We start from the raw sequence: 24,849 nt of genomic DNA, 5'->3' as shown, positions 1-24,849 counted from the left end.
GATTTCGGCCCCGCCGTCCGTTATCCCCGGACTGACGGATGCCAGAAGGTGACGACCCGCTCGACGAGCGCCACCAAGCCGTAGAAAAGTGATCCGGCGAGCGCCGCAACGGCAATCGACGCCCAGACCATATCGATGTTCATGCGCCCGACCTCGGTGGAAATACGGAATCCCATGCCGACGGTCGGCGTGCCAAAGAATTCAGCAACAATGGCCCCGATGAGCGCAAGCGTCGAGTTGATTTTCAAGGCATTGAAGATGAAGGGCATGGCCATCGGCAACCGCATCTTGACCAGCGTTTGACGGTAGTCTGCCGCATATGTGTGCATCAGATCGTGCTGGATCCGGTCGGCGGCGGCAAGGCCCGTCACCGTGTTCACCAGCATCGGAAAGAACGTCATGATGATGACCACCGCCGCCTTGGACGGCCAGTCGAAACCGAACCACATCACCATGATCGGAGCCACCCCGATAATCGGCAGCGCCGACACGAGATTGCCAATGGGAAGCAGCCCGCGGCGCAGAAACGGCACACGGTCGACCAGAATGGCAACCAGGAACCCGGATCCGCAGCCGATGGTGTAGCCGATCAGCACGCCTTTCAGGAACGTTTGCTGGAAATCCTTCCACAACACCTCCGGCGACGCCAACAAGCGCAGCCAGACCTCCGAAGGCGGGGGAAGCAGCACGCGCGGCACGCCAAAGCCGACCACCAGCAGCTGCCACACGAGCAACAGCCAGATGCCAAACATCAGCGGGATCGCCAGCGACACAAGCCGCTGGATCGTTGGATCGCGCGGCTCCAGCGCTGCCATCTCCTCCACGCAAAGCCAGGCCATTGCCCAGGCGACGACCACATAGGCCCAAAACCCCGCCCCGGCATCGCCCGCATGCCGGGAGACAAGACCGATCAGCGCAAACGCAAGCGCATAGGAGACCCCACCCAGACCGAGGCAGGCATAGACACGCCCGACACCGGAAAACCGATAGGCGACGAGAAGCACCAGCGCGGCACCGACCGCCACTGCGACGGATGGCGTGCCGATCAGGTGAAGGGACAGGCTTTCGCTGTCGATCACCGGAAGCAGGATGGCGACCACCGCAAGAACGAGCGCGCCGGTCGACAGGATCCTGGCAACGGGGCTCTTGGCAGGAGCGCTTTGTACGGCAGAGGTCATTGCGCCATCCCCATCCGCTTGAGAACAATCCGCTCGCCAAGACCAATGAGCGACACCAGCGCTGCCGCGAGGATCGCCGCGACGATGAGCGCCGACCAGATCTGAACGGTCTGGCCGTAGTAGGAGCCGGCCAGCAGACGGGCGCCGAGACCGGCGACCGCACCTGTGGGCAATTCACCAACGATGGCGCCGACCAGGCTTGCCGCGACGCCGACCTTCATGGAGGCGAAGAGGTAGGGAGCGGCGGAGGGCAGCCGCAGCTTCCACAGCGTTTGGGACGCGCTGGCCGAATAGGTTTTCATCAGGTCGAGCTGGATGATCTCGGGAGACCGCAATCCCTTCACCATGCCGACGGTGACCGGGAAGAACGACAGATAGGTCGAGATCAGCGCCTTGGGCAAAAGCCCGGAAATGCCGATGGCGTTCAGCACTACGATGATCATCGGCGCGATGGCAAGGATCGGGATCGTTTGCGAGGTGATCACCCAGGGCATCAGGCTCTTGTCGAGCACGCGGCTGTGCACGATCCCGATGGCGAGCAGAATGCCGAGTGCCGTGCCCATCAGGAAGCCGAGCAACGTGGAAGAGAGCGTGATCGAGCTGTGATAGACGAGGCTGCGCTTGGAAGTGATCTTCTTCTCCGCCGTTGTCTCCCAGATCTCCACCGCCACCTGATGCGGCGACGGCAGCACGGGACGGTCCTGCGCCAGCGTGTCGGTGACGAGCTGGACGATGGAAACATCCTCCAGTCCGCCGCGCTTGTAGATATCGCGCTGGAACGGCGTGTTGAGCAGAACGGCGGCGAGATACCAGACCGCCAGCAACGCGGCGACCACGACCAGGACCGGGCCTGCTGTGCCCGACATCAGGCCGGCAAAGGGCGAGCGGACCGGTTCGGCAATCGTTGTCGAACTCATGATGTCTCCGTTTCCAGGTGATGGAACCGTGCCGTCGCCCGGTCTTTTGTAGACGAGCGGATATCGATGCACGAAGGGCCGGCAGGTGCAGGAGTGTGTGTCATGCGTCGCGCGTCTCCTGCTGAAGCCAGGCCTCAATCGCCTCAAGGAGCGCATCGGCCGCCATCGGGCCGAGCGCCGCGCCGAGATACACAGTCTCGCCATCGTGATCGAACGCCACGGCACCGTATTGCCCCAGCGGAAGACCCACGCCTTCCTCCTGCGAGATCTGAGGGTCGCCGGTCATCGTGTTGAGACGAAGGTCGCGAATGAACTCCGCGCTGTAGGAACGGCTTAGACCGACCCACGGCAGGACAAGACGTTTGGTGAGAACACCGTCGCGCAGGATCGCGATCTCACGCCCGACCAGCATCCAGAGCAAGGACGCCGCGGTCGCAACCCATCCCCCGGCCCAGACCGAACACCAAACGCCGATGAAAACAGTGAAGACCGCCGGTCCTCCGAAGCTGCCGAAAAAGGCGGATACGGATATGAACCCGGCAAAAGACCAACCAACAAGCCAGATTGCCAAAAAGACGACAACCGGCGCAAGGCGCCGGGAAGGGATCTCGATCAGCGTGCCGATCCCGTCGGAATAGATCCACAGCCGGCCGAGCCTCTGCGTTTGTCCGTCTGCCTGCGATATACCGTTGGGGGAAGTAGAGGTGGCTGCAATCACCCGCCCGCCTCCCGTTCCAGCCGCGCAAGGATCGCGGCGCGCAAGGATTCCGCCTGCTCCAGCGTGACGCCGGACACCAGTCTCCGGGACTCGCCGTCGACGGTCTTGACGTCGAGACCGTAGCCCGGCCAGTCGACCGGCTTGGTCTTGGCCTTGCCGTATTCCGTCTGCCCCATCGACACGGCCGACAGCTTCACAAACGGAAACCGTCGCGTCGGGCCGAGCGGCACGGCACCAAGGCCCGGGACAACCAGCATCGAGGTCGCCTCGACGTCGGATACCCGGACCTGCAGCAAAACCGTTCCGAAATTCGCACGCGCGATCTCGTAGAGCATGTAGCCAAGCAGGCCGGCCATCGCGAGCGTCACGATATCGAGATGCGACGCGGCATAGGCCGCCGTCGCGACGGCAAGGAAGACGACAGGGATGCCCGCCAACACGGTGGCGAGCGGTTTTTGCCGCGAGGCGATGGTGAAGCGGTCGACCTCGCCGTCGCGCGTCCGCGCCAGCTCCGTCGCCCGCCAGCCGATCCCGAACCGCATGGCCTCAGTCATCATAGGAATGCCCTGCCCTGAGGCCCTCGCGCACGCGGTGCGCGATCTTGAGGAACTCCGGCGATTCGCGAATGTCGAGCGTGCGGTCGCGCGGAAGGTCGCTTTCGATCACGTCGTAGATGCGGCCGGGCCTGGGACACAGGACCACGATCTTGGTCGACAGGAACACGGCTTCGGGAATCGAGTGGGTGACAAAGACCACCGTCTTGTTGGTCTTGTCCCAGAGCTTCAGGAGCTGTTCGTTCAGGTGATCGCGGACGATCTCGTCGAGCGCACCGAAGGGCTCGTCCATCAACAGAAGGTCGGGATCGAAGGAGAGCGCGCGGGCGATGGAGGCGCGCTGCTGCATGCCGCCGGAAAGCTGCCAGGGATACTTGCGCTCGAACCCGGCGAGATTGACCAGCTCCATATTTTTGGCGATGCGCTCGCTGCGTTCCGCCTTTCCCATGCCCATGATCTCCAGCGGCAGGGCGATGTTGTCGGCGATGGTGCGCCAGGGATAAAGGGCGGCGGCCTGAAACACGTAGCCATAGGCACGCTTCAGCCGCGCCTCGTCCGGCGTCATGCCGTTGACCGAGATCGATCCGCCGGTCGGCTGCTCCAGATCGGCGATGACACGCAGGAGCGTGGTCTTGCCGCAGCCCGACGGGCCGATGAAGGAGACGAATTCGCCCTCGCCGATCTCCAGTTCGATGTCGGACAGCGCATGGACGGGACCGTCGTTGGTCTCGAAGGTCAGGGAAAGCTTGGCGATGTCGATGACGGAGCGGACCGTCTCTTCCGCTGGCTGAGGTTGCATGTTGGTCGCCTATCCCTCGTTCGGGGCCCGTTGGGGCTAACGTGTCGAAGATCGCGAAAACGGCGGCCTCCCGTCAGGAAGGCCGCCGCTTCGATCAAACGCCGGTCGCCGGAATGCCGGTGCGTTCCACCTTGCGCGGCGCGGTGAGCTCCTTCCAAGTCGACAGCGCCTTGTTGACCGCCTGGAACGGCGTGCGCTTGACGAACTGGCCGTGGCCCTGTTTTTCGACCACCTTGCCGTCCTCGAAACCGACGCGCCCGCGCGTCAGCGTGTAGCGCGGCAGGCCCTTCACGTGCTTGCCCTCGAAGACGTTGTAGTCGATTGCCGAGACCTGGTTGGCAGCTTGAATCGTCTTTTCCTTCGCCGGATCCCAGACAACGATGTCCGCATCGGCGCCGACGAGGATCGCGCCCTTGCGCGGATAGATGTTCAGGATCTTGGCGATGTTGGTCGAGGTCACCGCGACAAATTCGTTCATCGTCAGCCGCCCAGTGGCGACGCCATGGGTCCACAGCATCGGCATGCGGTCTTCCAGACCGCCGGTGCCGTTCGGGATCTTGGTGAAATCGCCAAGGCCATAGCGCTTCTGCTCGGTGGAGAAGGCGCAGTGATCGGTGCCGACAACCTGCAGCGTGCCCGCCTGCAGGCCGGCCCAGAGGCTGTCCTGATGCTTCTTGTCGCGGAACGGCGGCGACATCACGCGGCGGGCCGCATGATCCCAGTCCGGATGACGGTATTCGCTGTCGTCCAGCGTCAGGTGCTGGATCAGCGGCTCGCCGTAGCAGCGGATGCCGTTCTGCTTGGCCCGGCGGATCGCCTCATGCGCCTGTTCCGAGGAGGTGTGCACCACATAAAGCGGAACGCCGGCCATGTCGGCGATCATGATCGCGCGGTTGGTGGCCTCACCCTCGACCTCCGGCGGACGGGAATAGGCATGCGCCTCCGGTCCGTTGTTGCCTTCCGCCAGAAGACGCGCGGAAAGATCCGCGACGACATCGCCGTTTTCGGCGTGAACCATCGGCAGCGCGCCGAGTGCCGCGCAACGCTGGAAGGAGGCGAACATCTCGTCGTCCTCGATCATCAGCGCGCCCTTGTAGGCCATGAAGTGCTTGAAGGTGTTGATGCCCTTCTCGTGAACGACGGTTTCCATCTCGTTGAAGACCTGCTCGCTCCACCAGGTGACCGCCATGTGGAAGGAGTAGTCGCAATGGGCCATTGTCGACTTGTTGTCCCACATCTGGATCGCTTCCAGCAGGGACTGCTGCGGCGCGGGCAGGCAGAAGTCGACGACCATCGACGTGCCGCCGGCAAGGGCCGCCTTGGTGCCCGAATCGAAATTGTCGGTCGAATAGGTGCCCATGAAGGGCATTTCCAGATGCACATGCGGGTCGATGCCGCCCGGCATGACGTAGCAGCCGGTCGCATCCAGCGTCTCGTCGCCGGAGAGGTTCGGCCCGATCTCGACGATCTTGCCCCCCTCGACCTTGACGTCGGCCTCATAGGTGAGGTCTGCGGTGACGACCGTGCCGCCCTTGATCACTTTGCTGGTCATGGCTTGATCCCTCTGGTTCGGGTTTCCGCGAGGCCTCTTTGCGGGCCTTCCGGTTGTGTAAGGATCGGCGCGCCGACATCGGCACGCCGTGTGTCGGTCACTCCACGATCTCCGCCGCTTCCAAGGCCGCATGCAGGAGCACGTCGGCGCCGGCTGTCGCCCATTCCCTCGAGATCTCTTCCGCCTCATTGTGCGACAACCCGTCGACACAGGGGCACATGATCATCGATGTCGGGGCAACGCGGTTGATCCAGCAGGCATCATGGCCGGCGCCGGAGATGATGTCGCGATGGGAATATCCGAGCTTTTCCGCAGCATTGCGCACCGCGGTGACGCAATTTTCGTCGAAGGTGACCGGATCGAAATGCCCGACCGGCTCGATCTCGACCGAAAGACCCAGTTCCTCGGCAATCTTCGGGGCCTTTTCCTCGAACTCCGCCTTCATGCCGTCGAGCGTGTCCTGGTCGGGCGAACGGAAATCGATGGTGAAGACCACCTTGCCGGGAATGACGTTGCGCGAGTTGGGATGCACGTCGCAATGGCCGATGGCGCCGACCGCGCGCGGTTGGTGCTTCATCGCGATCTCGTGCACCAGCTCGGTCATGCGCGCCATGCCGAGACCGGCGTTCTTGCGCATCGGCATCGGCGTGGAGCCGGTGTGACTGTCCTTGCCGGTCACCGTCACCTGCAGCCACCACAGGCCCTGGCCGTGGGTGACGACGCCGATGTCCTTGCCTTCCGCCTCCAGGATCGGCCCTTGCTCGATGTGCAATTCGAACATCGCATGGATCTCGTCCTTGCGCGATCCCACCGCTTCATCGCCGACCCAGCCGATCCGCTTCAGCTCGTCGCCGAACTTTTTGCCCTCCGCATCGACCCGGTCGTAGGCCCAGTCCTGCTCATGCATGCCGGCGAAGACACCGGATGACAGCATCGCCGGCGCAAAACGCGTGCCTTCCTCGTTGGTCCAGTTGACCACGACAATCGGGCGCTTCGTCTTGATGTTGAGGTCGTTGAGCGTGCGGATCAGTTCCAGCCCGCCGAGCACCCCAAGCACGCCGTCGTATTTGCCGCCGGTGGGCTGGGTATCGAGGTGGGATCCGACATAGACCGGCTTTGCCTCCGGGTCCGTGCCTTCACGCCGGGCGAACATGTTGCCCATCGTGTCGAGGCCCGATGACATTCCGGCCGCATCGCACCACGACTGATAGAGCTTGCGGCCCTCGTTATCGGCGTCGGTCAGCGTCTGGCGGTTGTTGCCGCCGGCGACACCCGGACCGATCTTCGCCATCTCCATCAGGCTGTCCCACAACCGTTCACCGTCGATGCGGATGTTCTTTCCAGATGCGCTCATCACGCCTCTCCTAACGCTTGAGTTCGACTTCGACGAAGCTCATGGGAGCTTCGCCGCCGTTGACGACGTTGTGCTCCACTCCGGCAGGGCGTCGGTAGGCCGCGCCGGCGGGCATGTCCGCGCGCCGGCTTTCGCCCCCGGGTTCCTCCAGCAGGAAGTGGCAATCGGTGACGGGCGTGACGACATAGTCCATGTCGTGACGGTGCCAGCCGGTTTCGGCGCCGGGGGCGAAGTCGAAGCGGGTGACGCGCACCCGTTCATCGTCGACAAGCACATGCGATGTGGCGGCAGGTCGGGTCATAGCTATCTTCACTCCATGTTCGGGAAGGTATAGACCGCCCCGTCCTTGATGCCGGCGGGCCAGCGCGTCGTGACCGTTTTCAGTCGGGTATTGAAGCGCACGCCTTCCTCGCCGTAAATCGAATGGTCGCCGAACAGCGAGCGCTTCCAGCCGCCGAAGGAAAAATAAGCGACCGGCACGGGGATCGGCACGTTGATGCCGACCATGCCGACCTCGATGCCGTCGGCAAAGGCGCGCGCGGCATCGCCGTCGCGGGTGAAGATCGCCGTGCCGTTTCCGTATTCATGCTCGTTGATGAGCGACAGCGCCTCCTCGTAGCCCTTGGCACGTACCACCGAAAGCACCGGACCGAAGATCTCTTCCTTGTAGATCGTCATGTCCTTCGTCACCCGATCGAACAGGGTGCCGCCCACGAAATAGCCGTTCTCGTAGCCTTGAAGCGTAAAGCCGCGCCCGTCGACCAGCAGCTCCGCGCCTTCCTTCTCGCCCTGGTCGATGTAGCCCAGCACCTTGCGCATGTGCTGTTCGGTGACGACCGGACCCATTTCCGCGTCCTTGTCGCTCGCCGGGCCGATCTTCAGCGCCTGAACGCGGGGAATGAGCTTTTCGACCAACCGGTCGGCGGTCTCCTCGCCGATCGGCACAGCCACCGAGATCGCCATGCAGCGCTCGCCGGCGGAGCCGTAGCCCGCCCCCATCAGCGCGTCGGCCGCCTGATCCATATCTGCATCGGGCATCACCACCATGTGGTTCTTCGCCCCGCCCAGCGCCTGGACGCGCTTTCCATGCGCCGTGCCGGTGGAATAGACATATTCGGCGATCGGCGTGGAGCCGACAAAGGAGACGGCCTTCACGTCCGGATGCGTCAGCAGCACATCGACCGCTTCCTTGTCGCCGTGAACGACGTTGAGGACGCCGTCGGGAAAGCCTGCCTTCTGGAACAGATCGTAGACCACCATCACGGCGGAGGGATCGCGCTCCGAGGGCTTGAGGATGAAGGTGTTTCCGCAGGCAACGGCTATCGGGTACATCCAAAGTGGCACCATGCCGGGAAAGTTGAACGGCGTGATGCCGGCGACGACGCCAAGCGACTGGCGGTCGGAATAGCTGTCGATGGAGGGCCCGACGTTGCGGGCGAAATCGCCCTTCAGGAGATGCGGAATGCCGCAGGCAAATTCCACGACCTCGATGCCGCGCGCCACTTCGCCGAGCGCATCGTCATGGGTCTTGCCGTGTTCGGCCGAAATCGCGCGGGCGATGTCACCGGCATGGGCGGAGAGAAGCTCCTTGAATCGGAACATCATGCGGGCCCGCTTCAGGGGCGGCGTGTCGCGCCAGGCCGGGAAGGCTGCCTTCGCAGCGGCAATCGCCTGTGCGACCTCCTTCGCGGTGGAAAGATTGAGGGTCGCGGTCTGTTCGCCGGTCGCGGGATTGTAGATCGCTGCGGTCCGTGTGGAGCTTGAGGCGGCGCGCACGCCGCCGATGGCGTTTTCAATGAGTGTCATGTTCGGTTCCAGGTCCGTGGCCGGGCAGCGATCGTCGAGCCCTGCCATCGTTTCGTGTGAGCGTGCGCATGCCGCCCCGGTGACCGGTGCGGCATTTGGTCCGGCGTCTAGTCCAGAGCTTCCAGAACGGTGCGGATGGTGTCGACCAGTTGGTCAATCTCGCTTTTCTCGATGATCAGCGGCGGCGACAGCGCGATGATGTCGCCGGTGGTGCGGATCAGGCAGCCCGCCTCATAGGCATTGAGGAAGGCGGAAAAAGCCCGCTTCGTCGGCTCGCCCGCCATCGGCTCCAACTCGATCGCCCCGATCAGGCCAATGTTGCGGATGTCGATGACATGGCGCGTGCCCTTGAGCGAATGCAGGGCGTCGGCCCAATAATCCTCAAGCTCGGCAGCGCGGGTTAAAAGCCCCTCTTCCTCGTAAGTGTCGAGGGTGCCGAGCGCCGCCGCGCAAGCCACAGGATGACCGGAATATGTGTAGCCGTGGAAGAACTCGATAAGATGCTCCGGCCCGGTCATGAAGGCCTGATGCACGTCGCTTGAACAAAACACCGCGCCCATCGGGATGACGCCGTTGGTAATCCCCTTGGCGGTCGTCACGAGATCCGGCACCACGCCGAAGTGGTCAACCGCGAAGGGGGAGCCAAGCCGTCCGAAGCCGGTGATCACCTCGTCGAAGATCAACAGGATGCCATGCTGGTCGCAGATCTCGCGCAAGCGCTTCAGATATCCCTTCGGCGGAACCAGAACACCGGTCGAGCCGGCCACCGGCTCGACAATCACGGCGGCAATGGTGGACGGGTCGTGCAGTTGCACCAGGCGGATAAGTTCCTCGGCATATTCCGCACCGCTGTCCGGCTGGCCGCGCGAAAAGGCGTTGCGCTCCAAGTCGTGAGTGTGGCGGATATGATCGACGCCGCCAAGCAGCGTGCCGAACATCTTGCGGTTGGTGACGATGCCGCCGACGGAGATGCCGCCGAAATTGACCCCGTGATAGCCGCGTTCGCGGCCGATCAGCCGGGTCCGGGACCCCTCGCCGCGAACGCGATGATAGGCAATCGCCATCTTCAGCGCGGTTTCGACGGATTCCGACCCGGAATTGGTGAAGAACACATGGTCGAGCGGCGAGGGCATCAGCGCGGAAAGACGCGCGGCCAGCTCGAAAGCGTGCGGATGGCCCATCTGGAAGGCGGGCGCGTAGTCGAGCTCGGCGACCTGACGCTGCACCGCCTCGGTGATCCTGGGCCGTGCGTGGCCGGCGTTACAGCACCAAAGACCTGCCGTCCCGTCCAGCACCTGGCGGCCATCGGCGGTCTTGTAGTACATGCCCTCCGCGCTGACGAAGAGGCGCGGATCCTTCTTGAACTGGCGGTTTGCCGTAAACGGCATCCAGAAAGCGTCGAGATTGTTGCTGGTCAGCGCCGGCTGCGACATGGGTCCTCCGATCGCCCGCGTTTTTGTCCCGGCGGGCGCCCTGTTGCCTGTGATGCGATCGGCTTCGCGGCAGCGCGCGCGTCAAAGTTCGCGCGCAGAACCGCTTGGTACCGGCCGCAAGCCTAGCACCGCCCATCGTTCCCCGTCTTCCCGCGCGTCGCGTTCTTGCTCAGCATGACAGCTTGCGCGCCGCACAGGCAGCTCCCGCACCAAAGCGCGAGGGCTGAAATCTGGAAGGTCGCGGCCGTCGGTCTTGTTGTTTTGTGCCAACGGTCCGTCGCATGTTATCCATTGCGTCAGGCTGAAAAACCTGACCAAATGGTCAAATCGAGCCTAGGAAGACTTGACCACATGGTCAAGATCAATTTTTGGCCGTTGTGCCAAATTGGCGATCAGGGACAATGCGCGCCAGGGAAAAGTCACCAAAAAGCGCCGTTCGCGAAGAGAACGAGCGCGCGATCCTCAAGGCGGCCGAGGAGGTCTTCGCCGAGCGCGGCTTCCGGGGCGCGACCACCGGCGTGATCGCCGACCGCGCCGGAATTCCCAAGGCAAACCTGCACTATTACTTCCCGACCAAGGAAGCGCTCTACCGGCGCGTGGTCGAGCATATCTTCAATGTCTGGCTCGATGCCGCCAACACCTTCGACGAGAGCGACGATCCCGTAGAGGCGCTCACCGCCTATATCTCGGCGAAGATGGACATCTCGCGCGCCCATCCGATGGGCTCAAAGGTCTGGGCCAACGAGATCCTGCACAAGGCACCGGTCATCCAGGACTATCTGGAGACCACCTTGCGCGACTGGACCGCATCGCGCGCCGCCGTCATCGACCGATGGGTGGCAGAGGGCAAGATTGCCCCGGTCAATGCGCACTATCTGCTTTACATGATCTGGGCGACGACCCAGCACTACGCCGACTTCAACCACCAGATCGATACGCTGAACGGCGGCGCGCCGCTGGTCGACTCCCAGTTCGAAGACGCAAAGAAAACCGTGATCGGCATCATCCTCGCAGGCATTGGCGCGATGCCGCCCGCCACCGTCTCCGCGAGTCCACCGGCCGAACCCGCGCGTGCGGACGCATGAGCGTGGACGATCAGCCGCGCCGCACCCGCATTCAGGAAAGAAACCGGGCCCGCATTCTGGAAGCGGCGCTTGGAACCTTCGCCCGCTTCGGATACCGCGGCACCCGCGTCGACCAGATCGCCAGCGATGCCGGCATGTCCAAGTCGAACCTTCTGTATTATTTCGGCTCCAAGTCGGAGATCTACAAGGCGGTGCTCGCCGGCCTGCTGGAGCGCTGGCTGGCGCCCTTGCGCACGCTCGACCCCGACGGCGATCCGCGTCGCGAACTCACCGCCTATGTCGAACAGAAACTTCGGTTTTCCGCCAACGAACCGGAGGCCTCACGGCTCTTCGCCAACGAGGTGATGCAGGGCGCTCCGATGATCCGCGACGTTCTGGAAGGACCGCTCAAGGCACTTGTCGAGGAAAAGGCCGAAGTGCTTCGCCACTGGGCAAAGGCCGGGAAGATCCGAGACGTCGACCCCTATCACCTGATTTTCCTGATCTGGGCGACCACCCAGCACTACGCCGATTTCGCTCCGCAGATCGAGGCGCTGACCGGGTCCGGCATTGACGACGACCGGTTTCGCAAGGGGGCTCTGGAAACCCTGTCTGCGCTGCTCTTCGAAGGCCTCCTGCCGCGCGCTTGATCTCAACTCAGCGCAAGGTATCCTTGCTCATTACGCTGCGTCGCGCGTGCGCCGCATACCCTGAACGCGCACGCCGGCGGGCGGGGCGCCAAGCTTGCGAGGATACCCATGCGTGCTTCCCGGATACTCGTTGCCGGCGTTTTGTGTCTTGGTCTCTCGCTCGGCGCGAATGATGCCATCGCCGCCTCCTGTGGCAACACAGCGCAAGGCTTCCCGGCCTGGCTTGCCGATTTCCAGCGACAGGCGGTAGCTTCGGGGGTTTCATCCAGAACGGTGAAGGCCGCGCTTGGGGGGCTGCGCTACAACAGCAAGGTCATCCGCCGCGACCGGAACCAGAAATCCTTCAAGCTGAGCTTCAAACAGTTCCTGGCCCGCCGCGCGCCCCCAAGCACCATTGCCATCGGCCGCAAGCGGATGCGACAGCACGCGGTCGTGCTGGACCGGGTGGAGCGCAAATACGGTGTGCCGAAGGAAATCATCGTCTCGATCTGGGGGCTGGAATCGGGTTTCGGCCGGTTCATGGGCGACATTCCGATCTTTTCCTCGCTCGCAACGCTTGCCTATGATTGCCGACGTTCGAAATTCTTCACGAACGAGCTGATGAGTGCGCTGCGGATTGCCGCCCGGGGCATGATGCGGATTCGCGACATGAAGGGGGCATGGGCGGGAGAAATCGGCCAGACCCAGTTCCTGGCCTCGAGCTACGAGCGCTACGCGGTCGATTTCGACGGCGACGGACGCCCCAATCTGATCCGCAGCAAGCCGGATGTCTTTGCCTCGACGGCGAATTTTCTCAGGCGACACGGCTGGCGCAAGGGGGCCGACTGGTCGCCAGGAACAGGCAACTACGGGGTTTTGCGCGACTGGAACCGCGCGGAGGTCTATCGCAAGACCATCGCCTATATGGCCACGCAGCTGAAGAAGTAGCAGCCCGGCGCATCACCCTGTTCGACGGGTGTCGCGCTGCAGGGCCAGCGTCGCAACCGAAGTCACCGCAACGCCTGCGAGCGTCCAGAGACCTGGCCAGGGCGCGCCCAGCGCCAGCGTCTCGAACAGCACGAAGGACGGCAGAAGATAGGTATAGGCCATTACCGGTCCCGACGGCAGGCGCAGGCTGGCGTAGGTCGCGAAAAAGAAGCTCGACGCGGTCGGGAAAATCGCAAGATAGGCGACGCCGACGAACGCCAGCGACGGCACATCGGACCAGACCGTGCGCCCAAGGTCCTCATGACCATAGGCAAGCAGCATGACCGCGCCACAGGTCAGGATCCAGAAGTTGAACACCTCCAGCGGCTCGCCGCGATTGAGCAAGCGCATCAGCGGCGAATAGAAAGCGTAGGAGATCACGCCGACGAGGAAGATCGTCTCACCGGTCCCGATCTCGAAGCGCAGGAGACGGTCGAGATCCGCGCCATAAAGAACCAGAAGGGCACCCGCAGCGCCGATTGCAAGACAGGCGATCTGGCGTCGCGAGGACTTTTGCCGCAGCAACAGGAACCCGGCGATTGCCGTGAACGCGGGCAGAAGGGTGAAGACCGCGCCCGCATTGAGCGCGCTGGTGTAGCGCAGCGCCTCGAACATCGTCACGAAGAAGATATTCAGCACGATCGCAATGAGAATATAGACCGGGAAGCGGGACAGTTTCGGCCGTTGCCACAGGCCCTTGAAGGTCGCGATGCCGGCGAAGATCGTGGCCGCCAGGCAAAACCGCAGGGCCGTAAGCACCGCCGGCGCGAGATCCCCGGTAATGGCATGGCCGACCGGAAAGGACGTGGAGACGAGAAAAACGAAACCGAGCATCGCCAGATGGGCGCGCCCGGTTCCGGTTTCCGGTCTCGCGTTTTCGGCGGAGACGCTCATCGCGATCTCCGCCCAGCGTGTTGCGGTTGCCGGTTCACTCAGCGGCTTCCATCACCCGGTTCGGATTGTTCGGATGCGTCGTCCAGTTGGCGTAATCGCGATCGATCTTCCTGCCTGTCCGCGGATCCGTGCCCTCCGTCATCTCGACCATGGAGATGCAATTTTCCACCGGGCAGACCGAAACGCACAGATTGCAGCCAACGCATTCCTCGTCGATCACCTCGAAATGGCGCAATCCGTCCTTCATCGACGTAATGGCCTGATGCGAGGTGTCCTCGCAGGCGATGTGGCAACGACCGCACTGGATGCAGGCATCCTGGTCGATATGCGCCTTCACCACATAGTTGAGGTTGAGCTTCTGCCAGTCAGTCACATTGGGAACGGCGCGACCGACAACCTCGTCGACGCTGGTGTAACCCTTGTCGTCCATCCAGTCGCTGAGACCGTCCTTCATCTCCTCGACGATCTTGAAGCCGTAGGTCATCGCCGCCGTGCACACCTGAACGGTGCCGGCGCCCAGCGCCATGAATTCGGCAGCATCCTTCCAGGTGGTGACACCACCGATGCCGGAAATCGGAATCCCGTGGGTTTCGGGATCCCGGGCGATCTCGGCCACCATGTTGAGCGCGATCGGCTTGACCGCCGGACCGCAATAACCGCCATGAGCGCCGCGCCCGTCGATAGTGGGTTCGGGCGCCATCTGGTCGAGGTCGACCGAAACGATGGAGTTGATCGTGTTGATCAGCGACACGGCGTCCGCACCGCCGGCTTTGGCCGCCTGGGCAGGCTTGCGGATGTCGGTGATATTCGGCGTCAGCTTGACGATCACCGGCATGCGGCTGTGCTGCTTGCACCAGCGGGTGACCATCTCGATGTATTCGGGCACCTGGCCGACGGCCGAGCCCATGCCGCGCTCCGACATGCCGTGCGGACAGCCGAAGTTCAGTTCGATGCCGTCCGCTCCCGTGTCCTCGACCTTCTTGAGAATGTCGATCCAGCTCTGTTCCTCGCAAGGCACCATCAGCGAGACGACCATTGCACGATCGGGCCAGTCGCGCTTGACCTGCTTGATCTCGCGCAGGTTGACCTCCAGCGGACGGTCGGTGATCAGCTCGATGTTGTTGAAGCCGATCAGATTGCGGTCATGGCCATGGATCGCGCCGTAACGCGGGCCGTTGACGTTGACCACCGCCGGGTCCTCGCCCAGCGTCTTCCAGACAACGCCGCCCCAGCCCGCCTTGAAGGCGCGCACGACGTTGTATTCCTTGTCGGTCGGCGGCGCGGAGGCCAGCCAGAACGGGTTCGGCGACTTGATGCCGATGAAGTTTGTGCTGAGATCAGCCATTTCGTGATCCTCCCCACGGGGGCTTGCCCGCGGTTGAAAAATGAGGGTGACGCACGCGGTGCTTGTCGGTCAAGCGCTCAACGCGGCATGAATGGAGCGGGCAGCGAGTTTGCCGTCCTCGACGGCGGCCACCGTCAGATCCTCGCCCTCGGCGATGCAATCTCCGCCAGCCCAGACGTCGGAGAGCGAGGTTCGCCGCTCCGCGTCGACACCAAGCCGGCCGCCGTCCAGCGACAGAGCCTCCGCGCCGCCGAACGCATCGGGCACGAAGGTCTGGCCGATCGCCTTGAAGACCTGATCCGCATCGAGCGTCACGGTCTCGCCGGTGCCCGAATGCCGTCCCGAGGCATCCTGCGCGGTGCGTTCAAGTTCGATGGCCGAGACATGGCCGCCCTCGCCGACAAGGCGTTTGGGCTGCAGCCATTCGCGAATCACGACGCCGTTGGTCAGCGCCACTTCCTGCTCATAGGCGCTCGCCTTCATCGCATCGCGGTCGCGGCGATAGGCGATGGTGACCTCTTCCGCACCCAGCCGCTTGGCCTGCACCGCGATGTCGATGGCTGTCATGCCGCCGCCGATCACCACCACCTTGCGGCCAACCGGCAGGCTGGAGAGATCCATGGTCTGGCGAAGTTCCGCGATGTAGGCGACCGCGTCGATCACCCCTTCAAGGGCTTCACCCTCGGTTTTCAAGGCGTTGACGCCGGGCAGGCCCATGCCGAGAAAAACCGCATCGAAGTCCTTGCGCAGATCGGCGAGCGTGACATCACGGCCCAGCGCCTTGCCACAGTTGACGGTGATGCCACCGATGGCGAGCACGAAATCGACCTCGGTCTGCGCGAAGTCGTTGGTGGTCTTGTAGGCGGCGATGCCATATTCGTTCAGGCCGCCGAGCTTCTCGCGGGCGTCGAAAATCGCAACGTCATGGCCTTCGCGCGCAAGGGCATGCGCACAGCTCAGCCCGGCCGGCCCGCCACCGACGACAGCGACCGTCTTTCCCGTCGAGGCCGCGCGACTGTACGGGTGCTGCGCGAGCCGCTCGAGATAGGTGTCGGTGGCATAGCGCTGCAACAGGCCGATCTGGACGGGCTTGTCCTCCGCCAGATTGCGGACACAGGCTTCCTCGCAAAGCGTTTCGGTCGGGCAGACGCGTGCACACATGCCGCCCAGAATGTTTTCCGCGAAGATCGTCTTGGCCGAGCCGATCGGGTTGCCGGTCGAGATCTGACGGATGAACTTCGGGATATCGATCGAGGTCGGGCAGGCGATCGTGCAGGGCGCGTCGTAGCAGAAGTAACAGCGGTCAGCTTCCACGCTGGCCTCATGCCTGCCGAGCGGCGGATGCAGATCGTCGAAGTTTTCAAGATAGTCGTCAGGCGAGAGGCGACCCGTGCGGATGTCGGGCCCCGGGAGTGCGTCAGCCATGGCTGCACCTTATGCCAAGGCCGGGGCCGCGAACGGACCTCCGGCGCAATGTTCTCCTCAAGAAGCCGACATTTGCGACGCATTTCGCGTTCTTCGATTGCCGGCCAGGCGATTGCTCGCGGCGCGTCTCTCGTTTGGCGGAGACACGTCCACTTTCGATATTGGAGCCGATTTTTGACCAAATAGTCAAATTTTTTGTCGCAAGGCACTTCGATGCCCGGATCTGACCCGGCCAAGCCCATGATTCAGAGCGCTTTTCCTCCTTTGCCTTTTGAACCGCCCCTTGGCCTGAGCGGATACCCATGCGATACGCTTGCGGGAAAGGCCATGTCCGACGGCCTGCCAAACAGACCCGTCATTGCAGGAGGATTTTCCGTGACCCGACCCGTACTCTTCGACTACTGGCGTTCCTCGGCAAGCTACCGGGTTCGGATCGCGCTCAACCTGCTCGGGATCGAGCATGACACGGTGGCCGTCGATTTGTTGAAAGGCAACCAGCGGGGCGCAGAGAACCGCGCGCGCAATCCGCAGGGTCTGGTTCCGTCGCTGGAGATCGATGGCTCCGTCCTGACGCAATCGCTCTCGATCATCGAGTATCTTCACGAAACGCGCGAGACCGGCACGCTGCTTCCCGCCACACCGGTGGAACGGCAGCGTGTCCGGGCAATTTCCCATGCGATCGCCATGGAAATTCATCCGGTCTGCAACCTGAACACCGTTGCCCATGTCGTGAAGCTCATGGGCGGTGGCGATGCCGAAAAGATCGCCTGGATGCAGACATTCATTACCAATGGACTGATCGCCGTCGAGCAGATGCTGGCCGATGGCAAGACCGGCACCTTCTGCCACGGCACCACACCGACGATGGCCGACCTGTGCCTCGTGCCGCAGATTTACAACGCCCGGCGCTGGGGCGTCGACCTGACGGAGATGCCACGCGCGGTGGAAATCGACGCGGCCTGCAGCGAGATCGCGGCCTTCGCCGCCGCGCATCCGGACCGTATCGGGCCGCCTGCGGATTGATGCGCATGAGGCTGGATGCCCCCGCGCCGAGGGGCTAGGCTCGACCCCATGACAGCCGAAACCGCCTCCCACCAAACCGCCAGAGCCGTTGCGTCGCAAAGCACCGTTCCGCTGTGGTTCCTGCTCGGCGCGCAGTTTCTCGTTGCGGCCGCCGGCCTCGTGGTCGAGATCGTCGCCGGGCGGATGCTCGCGCCCTATGTCGGCATGTCGCTCTACACGTGGACCGCGGTCATTGCCGTGGTGCTCGCCGGCTTTTCCGCCGGCCACTGGGTCGGCGGCCTGGTCGCCGACCGACCGCCGCGCTCCGCGCTCGCCTGGCTCGCCGCCTCCGGTGCGCTTGGCGCGCTCACGACCCTTGCAGCGCTTCCCCTGATCCGGCTGGTATCGACACCGGTGCTCAACGCTGTTCCCGGCCCGATTGGCGGCATCGTCGCCCTCACGGGGATTTTGTTCTTCCTTCCAAGTTTTGCCGCCGGCATCCCCTCGCCGATCCTGGCCCGACTCGCCATCGAGGACAGGGCACGCAGCGGACGGGCGCTGGGCGCCCTGCATGCGCTCAGCGCCATCGGGGCAATCGCCGGGACGTTGTCGGCAGGCTATCTGTTCATTTCCTGGATCGGGACGACCTGGACGCTGGTGGTGGTTGCGGCGGCGTATGTGGCCTTTGCGCTTGCCTGTCTGGCGATGCTGCGCCGGCACGGTTCCACCGGCAGAGAAACGGGCCCGGCGACGGCCACGGCCGGCATCCTCACGCTTTTTGCCCTTGCAGCGCTCGCCGCAACGCCGTTCACGCCGGCAACCGCCTGCACGGTGGAAAGCCGCTACTACTGCATCCGCTCCATCGATGTCGGCGCCGACGTCGGGGCACCGGCGCGACTGATGGTGCTCGACCATCTCGGCCACGGCATCAACGTCCTGGGCGAACCGACACGCCTTGAAATGCCCTATGTCGCGACCATCGACGCGATCGCCCGCGCTCGGTTGGGAGGTCTTCCCGAACGCGCATTCTTCATCGGCGGCGGAGCGCTGACGCTGCCGCGCGCCTGGAGCGCGGAGGGAGACCGGCCCGGTCTCGTCGTTGCTGAAATCGATCCTGAGGTGACCCGTATCGCCACAGCCGATTTCGATGTCGAGACATCGCGCTTCACCGTCACTCATGCGGATGCGCGGGTCGCGCTCAGGACAGTCGGGGGCTTCCAGGTGGTCGTCGGCGATGCCTTCACCGACATCGCCGTTCCCGCGCATCTCGTGACGCGTGAATTCTACGAGGAGATCGCGGACAGTCTGGCGCCGGACGGATTTTACCTGATGAACCTCATCGACCACACCGACAGCCTGCGGGCGTTGGCCGCCGGCGTTCGCACGCTGAAAAAGGTCTTTCCGGTCGTGGAGGTCTGGGTGGAGGCGGAGGATTTCGCCGCTGGCGGGCGCACGACCTTTGTGCTGATGGCCGGCACCGCGCCGTCACCGACCGGGCGCATGGTCCTCGCCGCGACCGTACCGGGCGTACCGAGCCGCATCATCGGGCGCATTCCGCCGCCACGCGTTGCCGGCCTTGTGGAGGCGCTCGATCCCCCGGTCCTTACGGACGACTATGCCCCCATCGACCGCCTCATCGGCGCGCGGCCCTGAGACAGCAAGGCACCGGCGCAAAAACGGCGGGATCCGCGATCCCGCCGTTCCAAGTCTCAACCGAATTCGAAAGCCGTGGCAGTCGTATCGATCCCTCACTCAAGCCCGTCGAACAGCGCCGTCGACAGATAACGCTCTGCGAAGGAGGGGATGATCACGACGATGCGTTTTCCGGCCATTTCGCCGCGCGCGCCCACCTTGAGGGCGGCTGCAATGGCCGCGCCGGATGAAATCCCGACCGGCAGACCTTCGATCAGCGCGGCCTTGCGCGCCATCTCGAAGGCTTCGTCGTTGCTGACCTGGACCACCTCGTCATAAACTTCTGTGTTCAGGACGCTCGGAACGAACCCGGCTCCGATGCCCTGGATCTTGTGCGGACCGGGGTCGCCGCCGGACAGAATCGGGCTGTCGGTCGGCTCTACCGCAACGACATGAATGTCGGGCTTGCGGGCCTTCAGCACCTCGCTCACGCCGGTGATCGTTCCCCCGGTGCCGATGCCGGAAACAAAGGCATCGATCTTGCCGCCCGTGTCGTTCCAGATCTCCTCTGCGGTCGTCTTACGGTGGATTTCCGGATTGGCCGGATTGTCGAACTGCTGCGGCATCACCGCGCCGTCGATCTCCGACACAAGCTCCTCGGCGCGCGCGATCGCGCCCTTCATGCCCTTCGGTCCTTCGGTCAATTCCAGCTCGGCGCCAAGAAGCTTGAGCATCTTGCGCCGTTCGATGGACATTGTCTCCGGCATCACCAGAATGAGGCGATAGCCCTTGGCGGCGGCGACGAAGGCAAGCGCGATGCCGGTGTTGCCCGAGGTGGGCTCGACCAGTGTCGTCTTGCCCGGCGCAATGGTGCCGCGCGCTTCCAGCGCCTCGATCATGGCAACGCCGATGCGGTCCTTGACGCTCGAAATCGGGTTAAAGAACTCGAGCTTCGCCAGGATTTCGGCCTTCACGCCGGCATCCTCCGCCAGCCGGTCCAGCCGCACGAGCGGCGTGTCGCCGATGGTTTCGGTGATCGAGGCATAGATCCGGCCACGGCCGGGGGTGCGATCGCTCATGTCAGGCTCCCAGATCTCTCGCTGCGCAAGCGGCGCGACGCTTCGTTTGTGTCGACGAACTTAGGCATTCGTCCGGGGCGAGGCGAGGAATGCGGTTCTCCCGAAAAGCCTCTTCACCGAACGTGATTTCGATATGGCCGGCATGCAAGGCAATGATTTGCCCGACCGCCGCGCGGGCACCGCCGAATCCCGTGCCGCGCTAGCGCGGACCTGTCGAGCCGAACCCGCCTGCGCCACGGGCCGTTTGATCGAGATCGGCGACCTCGACAAGCTCGGCACGTGCGACGGGCGCCACCACCATCTGGGCGATGCGGCTGCCGCGCTCGATCGCAAAGGACTCGTCACCGAGGTTGATAAGAATCACCTTGATCTCGCCGCGATAATCGGCGTCGATCGTACCGGGAGTATTAAGAACGGTCACACCGTTGCGGGCGGCAAGTCCCGAGCGCGGGCGCACCTGAGCCTCCGTTCCCTCCGGCAACGCAATGGCGATGCCCGTCGGGACAAGCGCGCGGGCACCCGGCTGCAGCACAATCGGTTCGTGATTTGCGGCCAGAAGATCCATGCCGGCTGCCGCTGCGCTCTGATATGCGGGAAGGGGCAGGCCCTGCCCGTGCGGCAAGCGGCGCAGCCGGAGAGACAGCGTCATGTCGTTCCTCCCGACAGGGAACCAAGCCTCCGTGCGACGTCGGCGACGAGACGCCGCGCGACCTCCTCCTTGGGAAGCGTCGGCCAGTCCGTCACACCGTCCCGCGAGACCAGATAGACGGTGTTGGCGTCCCCGCCCATCACGCCATGCTCGGGAGAAACGTCATTGGCGACGATCAGATCCGCCCCCTTGCGGGCCAGCTTGGCGCAGGCGTTTTCAACGACGTCATTGGTTTCGGCGGCAAAGCCCACAACAAGGCGCGGGCGCAGGGTCTGATGATGACCGACGCTTGCCAGAATATCCGGGTTTTCTGCAAGCACGAGCGGTGGAACCTCACCGCTTCCATTCTTCTTGATCTTGCCGGCTTGGGCCGTCGCCGCGCGCCAGTCGGCGACCGCCGCCGCCATTACGCCGATATCGGCGGGCAGCGCGGCATCGACCGCCGCCAGCATTTCGCGGGCGGTCTCCACGTGCACCACGGTCACGCCTGCCGGATCCGCAAGCGTGACAGGTCCGCTCACCAGCGTAACGCGCGCACCCGCGCGCGCCATTTCAGCGGCAATGGCATATCCCTGCTTGCCCGACGAGCGATTGGCGATGTAGCGCACGGGATCGATCGGCTCATGGGTCGGCCCGGCGGTGATCAGAACATGGCGACCCGCGAGCGGCCCGTCCGCCGGCGAGACATCCGCGTCCCCGCGCAGCACACGCTCCGCCGCCGCCACGATGTCGAGCGGCTCGGCCATGCGTCCGACGCCGGCTTCGCCGCTTTCGGCCATCTCCCCGACCCCCGGGCCGACGAAGCGGATGCCGTCGGCTGCCAGGGTCTCGCGGTTGCGCCGGGTGGCGGGATGCGCCCACATCGCCGGGTTCATGGCCGGCGCGAGAAGCACCGGCTTGTCGCAGGCCAGGAGCACCGCCGTCGCCAGATCTCCCGCAAACCCTGTCGCCATCTTGGCCATCAGGTCGGCCGTCGCCGGCGCGACGATCACAAGATCGGCCTCGCGCGACAGGCGGATGTGGCCGACGTCATGTTCGTCCTCACGGTCGAAGAGATCGCAAAACACCTTGTCGCCGGTCAGGGCCCCGACCGACATGGGCGTGATGAACTGGCGCGCGCCCTCGGTCATCACGGCCCGCACCCGGGCGCCCCGTTCGCGCAGACGCCGAATGAAATCGAGACTCTTGTAAGCGGCGATCCCGCCGCCGACGATCAGAAGGATACGGCTGTCTGCAAGGCTCACCTTGGGATCTCCGGGATCGATGTCGGCGGCGACATGCCGCGGTCGGAATACGAAGCCCGCGCTTCGGCGTGCCTCACCCGCCAGCGCCGAAGGACCGGGGCGCGGGCGCGATGATGCGCGAGCCGGAACCGGTGACCTCATAGATTGCCAAACCGCGTTCGTTGGTGCCCTGCCGATCGAAGCGGAACACGCCGTCGATGCCGAGGAAACCGTCGCGGTTGGTCAGCACCCGCTCGGAGAAACGCGCCGCACCGGCGGAGCGGACAAGGCCGGCCGCCAGGATCGTCGCGTCATAGGCAAGCGAGGCATTGCGCGGCGGGCGGCTGCCGTAGGCGCTCTGGTAGCGCTCGGCGAAGGCCTGGAAACCGGTCCCGTCAGGCCCGGGATACCAGGCGCCCGTCAGCGGCGCGGCGTTGAGCACCTGCTGCGTGTCCCACTGTCCGCTGCCGAGGATCTTGGTCGATGCGAGGTTGACGCCGCCAGACGACAGCGCCTGCGCGACGAATGGCGCGACATTGCCTGCGGGAACGAAAACGGCATCAATCTGGCTGGCGTTGGCGGCAATGCGCGCGGCCTTCGCCGCAATGTCCGACGTGTCGTTGCCTTGCACCTTGTAGCGCTCGATGGAAACGATGCGCGCGCCAGCACGGCCCACTTCCTGACGGAATGCGGCTTCCACCACCGCGCCATAGGTATCGTCCGGCAACAGGGCCGCGAAGGAGCGCTTTCCCTGGCGTGCGGCATAGGAAACGATGCGGGTGACGTCGCTGCGCGGCAGGAAACTCAGCAGGTAGACGCCGCGCGAAGCGACGGATTCGTCACTTGAAAAGGCGACGACCGGAACACCCGACGAACGTGCCACGGACGCCGCACCACCCACTGCCGGAGCGAAGACCGGACCAATGATCAATTCGGCCCCTTCCTGGATGGCCGCCTGCGCAGCCTGGCGTCCGCCCTGGGCCGTTCCGCCTGTGTCCTTGATCAGGATCTGAATGTCGGCGCCCTGAAAGTCCTGAAGCGCGAGTTCGGCGGTATTGCGGAACACCGTGGCGATTGACGTCGCACTGCCGCCGCCGCTGACCGGCAGCAACATGCCGACGCGCACGGAGCCCGTGCCGACGGTCTGACCGCTCGTTGCCGGCTGTCCGCCGGGCGTCGACGGATAGCCCGGATAGTCGCCAAGCCCCGATCCCGTGCAGCTTGCCAGCAGGGTTCCCGCGGCCAGCGCCGCACCAAGCGCTGCCTTGCGCACCCCGTGTTCGACGTCGCGAATGATACGAAACACTGCGCCAGATCTCCCCGATATCCGCAGTACCAGTCCCGCAGGCACCGGCCATACGGGAAAAGATGCTTACCAGCCTGTCCCCGCGGCTGCAAATTCTCAAGCCAAGCTTGGCGTGTCCGGTGTTTCCTGTCAAAACGATCCGACCATGACTTCTTCCAACGCACCCAGCCCGCCAACGGATGGCGACGCCGAACCGCAGCTTGCCGAAGCACCACGCGGCGAGGGCGGTTTTCACATCGGCCGGCAGGCATTCCAGGCTGCAAAGCCCCAGTCCGCGCTTTATATCGTCTCGACCCCGATCGGGAACCTCGGCGACATCACCGTGCGCGCGCTGGAGACCCTCGCCGCCTGCGACCTCATCGCCTGCGAGGACACCCGCGTCACCGCCACCTTGATGCAGCGGTTCGGCCTGCGCACGGCGCTGACCGCCTATCACGAGCACAACGCGGCGCGCGTGCGTCCGCGCCTGCTTGCGACGCTGGAAAACGGCGGCAGCGTGGCGCTTGTCTCCGATGCCGGCACGCCGTTGATTTCCGATCCGGGCTACCGACTGGTGCGCGACGTGGTCGAAGCGGGGCATCGCGTCGTCCCGATCCCCGGCGCGAGCGCGCCCCTTGCCGCTCTGGTCGGCGCCGGATTGCCGTCCGATACGATCTGCTTTTCCGGTTTTCTACCGCACAAGGGCGGCCAGCGCCGCACCCGGCTCGGCGAACTGGCCCGTCTGCCGGCAACGCTTGTGATCTTCGAAAGCCCGCGACGTCTTGCATCGTCCCTTGCCGACATGGCCGACGTTCTGGGGGCGGACCGCGAAGCGGTCGTCGCGCGGGAGCTCACGAAACGCTTTGAAACCTTCGAACGCGGGACACTCGCCGAGCTTGCCGAACGCTACGCGGACGCCACGGTCAAGGGCGAGATCGTTGTCTGCATCGCGCCTCCGGGCGTGATGACCGAAGCGGACCCGGAAGACGCGGACGCGCTGCTCACGGAAGCGCTCAACGACATGAAGGCGGCGGCGGCGGCGAAACACGTCGCGCAGATGACCGGCGTCGACCGTAAGACGCTCTACAAACGCGCAATGGAACTGAAGGCGCAATGACGGCCATGCGCCGGGGGGACGAATGACCAAGATCATCATGGTGTTTTTTGCGCTGGTGGCAACGATCCAGGTGATCAAGCCGCTCGGCTGGCCCGGCCTGAAACGGCGTAAGGATGCCTGGAAACTGGCCGTCGGCGGCTTTCTGGTGACGGTCTTCGCCGTCATTCTCGCTGCAACCTTCCAGCCGAGCCTCTAGGCGGAGCCGGG

At 64.3% G+C, this 24,849-nt stretch carries 24 protein-coding genes; 7 read left to right on the top strand and 17 right to left on the bottom strand.

Annotated features, from left to right (window positions below; genetic code table 11):
- Positions 1-20: 20 nt before the first annotated feature.
- The 10 genes from BLU32_RS19120 to BLU32_RS19075 form a co-directional block, all read right to left on the bottom strand.
- On the bottom strand, positions 21-1,178 hold the full coding sequence (locus BLU32_RS19120) for an ABC transporter permease (protein WP_093809599.1): 1,158 nt from the start codon (positions 1,176-1,178) through the stop codon (positions 21-23).
- Positions 1,175-2,095, bottom strand: a complete 921-nt coding sequence (locus BLU32_RS19115) for an ABC transporter permease (protein WP_093809597.1) — start codon at positions 2,093-2,095, stop codon at positions 1,175-1,177. The genes BLU32_RS19120 and BLU32_RS19115 overlap by 4 nt, the downstream gene beginning before the upstream one ends.
- A gap of 100 nt (positions 2,096-2,195) precedes the next feature.
- Positions 2,196-2,813, bottom strand: coding sequence for a hypothetical protein (locus tag BLU32_RS19110; RefSeq protein ID WP_093809595.1), 618 nt, complete (start codon positions 2,811-2,813; stop codon positions 2,196-2,198).
- Complete coding sequence (locus BLU32_RS19105) at positions 2,810-3,367, bottom strand: hypothetical protein (protein WP_172838595.1); 558 nt, start codon at positions 3,365-3,367, stop codon at positions 2,810-2,812. Before BLU32_RS19105 ends, BLU32_RS19110 begins: the two co-directional genes overlap by 4 nt.
- The gene (locus BLU32_RS19100; RefSeq protein WP_093809591.1) at positions 3,360-4,166 is read right to left on the bottom strand and encodes an ABC transporter ATP-binding protein; all 807 of its coding nucleotides are present in this window, start codon (positions 4,164-4,166) and stop codon (positions 3,360-3,362) included. The genes BLU32_RS19105 and BLU32_RS19100 overlap by 8 nt, the downstream gene beginning before the upstream one ends.
- Before the next feature lie 94 nt (positions 4,167-4,260).
- On the bottom strand, positions 4,261-5,718 hold the full coding sequence (gene hydA / locus BLU32_RS19095) for a dihydropyrimidinase (RefSeq protein WP_093809589.1): 1,458 nt from the start codon (positions 5,716-5,718) through the stop codon (positions 4,261-4,263).
- A 97-nt stretch (positions 5,719-5,815) separates the two neighbouring features.
- Entirely contained in the window at positions 5,816-7,072 is a 1,257-nt protein-coding gene (locus BLU32_RS19090; RefSeq protein ID WP_093809587.1) for a Zn-dependent hydrolase, read from the bottom strand.
- Positions 7,073-7,082: 10 nt separating this feature from the next.
- Positions 7,083-7,373, bottom strand: coding sequence for a cupin domain-containing protein (locus BLU32_RS19085; protein WP_093809585.1), 291 nt, complete (start codon positions 7,371-7,373; stop codon positions 7,083-7,085).
- Positions 7,374-7,381: 8 nt separating this feature from the next.
- Positions 7,382-8,878 carry a CoA-acylating methylmalonate-semialdehyde dehydrogenase gene (locus BLU32_RS19080; RefSeq protein ID WP_093811340.1) on the bottom strand — a complete coding sequence of 499 codons (1,497 nt, stop codon included), beginning with the start codon at positions 8,876-8,878 and terminating at the stop codon, positions 7,382-7,384.
- Between the two features lie 107 nt (positions 8,879-8,985).
- On the bottom strand, positions 8,986-10,311 hold the full coding sequence (locus tag BLU32_RS19075) for an aspartate aminotransferase family protein (protein WP_093809583.1): 1,326 nt from the start codon (positions 10,309-10,311) through the stop codon (positions 8,986-8,988).
- Between the two features lie 401 nt (positions 10,312-10,712).
- On the opposite strand from BLU32_RS19075, the gene BLU32_RS19070 reads away from it, so the two are divergent.
- From BLU32_RS19070 to BLU32_RS19060, 3 genes are all read left to right on the top strand, one after another.
- Positions 10,713-11,396 (top strand): TetR/AcrR family transcriptional regulator, encoded by a 684-nt coding sequence (locus BLU32_RS19070; protein ID WP_093809581.1) that lies wholly within the window; start codon positions 10,713-10,715, stop codon positions 11,394-11,396.
- Complete coding sequence (locus BLU32_RS19065) at positions 11,393-12,025, top strand: TetR family transcriptional regulator C-terminal domain-containing protein (RefSeq protein ID WP_093809579.1); 633 nt, start codon at positions 11,393-11,395, stop codon at positions 12,023-12,025. Before BLU32_RS19070 ends, BLU32_RS19065 begins: the two co-directional genes overlap by 4 nt.
- 108 nt (positions 12,026-12,133) lie before the next feature.
- The gene (locus BLU32_RS19060) at positions 12,134-12,952 is read left to right on the top strand and encodes a lytic transglycosylase domain-containing protein (RefSeq protein ID WP_093809577.1); all 819 of its coding nucleotides are present in this window, start codon (positions 12,134-12,136) and stop codon (positions 12,950-12,952) included.
- A gap of 12 nt (positions 12,953-12,964) precedes the next feature.
- On the opposite strand, the gene BLU32_RS19055 is transcribed toward BLU32_RS19060, so the two are convergent.
- The 3 genes from BLU32_RS19055 to BLU32_RS19045 form a co-directional block, all read right to left on the bottom strand.
- Positions 12,965-13,885: a DMT family transporter gene (locus BLU32_RS19055; RefSeq protein WP_093809575.1), complete on the bottom strand. Its 921-nt coding sequence runs from the start codon at positions 13,883-13,885 to the stop codon at positions 12,965-12,967.
- Between the two features lie 34 nt (positions 13,886-13,919).
- Positions 13,920-15,230, bottom strand: a complete 1,311-nt coding sequence (preA, locus tag BLU32_RS19050; protein ID WP_093809573.1) for an NAD-dependent dihydropyrimidine dehydrogenase subunit PreA — start codon at positions 15,228-15,230, stop codon at positions 13,920-13,922.
- 69 nt (positions 15,231-15,299) lie between these two features.
- A complete protein-coding gene (locus BLU32_RS19045; protein ID WP_093809571.1) occupies positions 15,300-16,655 on the bottom strand; it encodes an NAD(P)-dependent oxidoreductase in 1,356 nt (451 codons plus the stop codon).
- A gap of 375 nt (positions 16,656-17,030) precedes the next feature.
- Here BLU32_RS19045 and maiA point away from each other — a divergent pair, with 375 nt between their 5' ends.
- Together maiA and BLU32_RS19035 are read left to right on the top strand one after the other, a co-directional pair.
- Positions 17,031-17,678, top strand: coding sequence for a maleylacetoacetate isomerase (maiA, locus tag BLU32_RS19040; RefSeq protein ID WP_197673640.1), 648 nt, complete (start codon positions 17,031-17,033; stop codon positions 17,676-17,678).
- A 48-nt stretch (positions 17,679-17,726) separates the two neighbouring features.
- Complete coding sequence (locus tag BLU32_RS19035; protein ID WP_093809567.1) at positions 17,727-19,310, top strand: fused MFS/spermidine synthase; 1,584 nt, start codon at positions 17,727-17,729, stop codon at positions 19,308-19,310.
- A gap of 95 nt (positions 19,311-19,405) precedes the next feature.
- On the opposite strand, the gene cysK is transcribed toward BLU32_RS19035, so the two are convergent.
- From cysK to BLU32_RS19015, 4 genes are all read right to left on the bottom strand, one after another.
- A complete protein-coding gene (gene cysK, locus BLU32_RS19030; protein ID WP_093809565.1) occupies positions 19,406-20,368 on the bottom strand; it encodes a cysteine synthase A in 963 nt (320 codons plus the stop codon).
- Between the two features lie 199 nt (positions 20,369-20,567).
- Positions 20,568-21,017 (bottom strand): dUTP diphosphatase, encoded by a 450-nt coding sequence (gene dut, locus BLU32_RS19025; RefSeq protein ID WP_093809563.1) that lies wholly within the window; start codon positions 21,015-21,017, stop codon positions 20,568-20,570.
- Positions 21,014-22,261: a bifunctional phosphopantothenoylcysteine decarboxylase/phosphopantothenate--cysteine ligase CoaBC gene (gene coaBC, locus BLU32_RS19020; RefSeq protein ID WP_172838594.1), complete on the bottom strand. Its 1,248-nt coding sequence runs from the start codon at positions 22,259-22,261 to the stop codon at positions 21,014-21,016. The genes dut and coaBC overlap by 4 nt, the downstream gene beginning before the upstream one ends.
- A 73-nt stretch (positions 22,262-22,334) precedes the next feature.
- Positions 22,335-23,546: a penicillin-binding protein activator gene (locus BLU32_RS19015; RefSeq protein WP_208976928.1), complete on the bottom strand. Its 1,212-nt coding sequence runs from the start codon at positions 23,544-23,546 to the stop codon at positions 22,335-22,337.
- Between the two features lie 145 nt (positions 23,547-23,691).
- Between BLU32_RS19015 and rsmI the strand changes: the two genes are divergently transcribed.
- A complete protein-coding gene (gene rsmI / locus BLU32_RS19010) occupies positions 23,692-24,642 on the top strand; it encodes a 16S rRNA (cytidine(1402)-2'-O)-methyltransferase (RefSeq protein ID WP_093811336.1) in 951 nt (316 codons plus the stop codon).
- A gap of 22 nt (positions 24,643-24,664) precedes the next feature.
- Positions 24,665-24,838: a hypothetical protein gene (locus tag BLU32_RS22030; protein WP_172838593.1), complete on the top strand. Its 174-nt coding sequence runs from the start codon at positions 24,665-24,667 to the stop codon at positions 24,836-24,838.
- Positions 24,839-24,849: the final 11 nt, after the last annotated feature.

This window comes from Stappia sp. ES.058 (assembly GCF_900105595.1).
Classification (GTDB): Bacteria; Pseudomonadota; Alphaproteobacteria; order Rhizobiales; family Stappiaceae; genus Stappia.
The sequence above is the reverse complement of the archived record's forward strand: the minus strand, read 5'-3'. Positions and strand labels throughout refer to the sequence as shown.

Coding starts and splice junctions, on each gene's coding strand:
- BLU32_RS22030 (WP_172838593.1), top strand. CDS start 24,665: ATGACCAAGATCATCATGGTGTTTTTTGCGCTGGTGGCAACGATCCAG.
- BLU32_RS19075 (WP_093809583.1), bottom strand. CDS start 10,311: ATGTCGCAGCCGGCGCTGACCAGCAACAATCTCGACGCTTTCTGGATG.
- BLU32_RS19090 (WP_093809587.1), bottom strand. CDS start 7,072: ATGAGCGCATCTGGAAAGAACATCCGCATCGACGGTGAACGGTTGTGG.
- rsmI (WP_093811336.1), top strand. CDS start 23,692: ATGACTTCTTCCAACGCACCCAGCCCGCCAACGGATGGCGACGCCGAA.
- BLU32_RS19080 (WP_093811340.1), bottom strand. CDS start 8,878: ATGACACTCATTGAAAACGCCATCGGCGGCGTGCGCGCCGCCTCAAGC.
- BLU32_RS19105 (WP_172838595.1), bottom strand. CDS start 3,367: ATGACTGAGGCCATGCGGTTCGGGATCGGCTGGCGGGCGACGGAGCTG.
- BLU32_RS19085 (WP_093809585.1), bottom strand. CDS start 7,373: ATGACCCGACCTGCCGCCACATCGCATGTGCTTGTCGACGATGAACGG.
- BLU32_RS19055 (WP_093809575.1), bottom strand. CDS start 13,885: ATGAGCGTCTCCGCCGAAAACGCGAGACCGGAAACCGGAACCGGGCGC.
- preA (WP_093809573.1), bottom strand. CDS start 15,230: ATGGCTGATCTCAGCACAAACTTCATCGGCATCAAGTCGCCGAACCCG.
- BLU32_RS19060 (WP_093809577.1), top strand. CDS start 12,134: ATGCGTGCTTCCCGGATACTCGTTGCCGGCGTTTTGTGTCTTGGTCTC.
- BLU32_RS19035 (WP_093809567.1), top strand. CDS start 17,727: ATGACAGCCGAAACCGCCTCCCACCAAACCGCCAGAGCCGTTGCGTCG.
- BLU32_RS19045 (WP_093809571.1), bottom strand. CDS start 16,655: ATGGCTGACGCACTCCCGGGGCCCGACATCCGCACGGGTCGCCTCTCG.
- cysK (WP_093809565.1), bottom strand. CDS start 20,368: ATGAGCGATCGCACCCCCGGCCGTGGCCGGATCTATGCCTCGATCACC.
- hydA (WP_093809589.1), bottom strand. CDS start 5,718: ATGACCAGCAAAGTGATCAAGGGCGGCACGGTCGTCACCGCAGACCTC.
- BLU32_RS19065 (WP_093809579.1), top strand. CDS start 11,393: ATGAGCGTGGACGATCAGCCGCGCCGCACCCGCATTCAGGAAAGAAAC.
- BLU32_RS19115 (WP_093809597.1), bottom strand. CDS start 2,095: ATGAGTTCGACAACGATTGCCGAACCGGTCCGCTCGCCCTTTGCCGGC.
- dut (WP_093809563.1), bottom strand. CDS start 21,017: ATGACGCTGTCTCTCCGGCTGCGCCGCTTGCCGCACGGGCAGGGCCTG.
- BLU32_RS19100 (WP_093809591.1), bottom strand. CDS start 4,166: ATGCAACCTCAGCCAGCGGAAGAGACGGTCCGCTCCGTCATCGACATC.
- BLU32_RS19120 (WP_093809599.1), bottom strand. CDS start 1,178: ATGACCTCTGCCGTACAAAGCGCTCCTGCCAAGAGCCCCGTTGCCAGG.
- BLU32_RS19070 (WP_093809581.1), top strand. CDS start 10,713: ATGCGCGCCAGGGAAAAGTCACCAAAAAGCGCCGTTCGCGAAGAGAAC.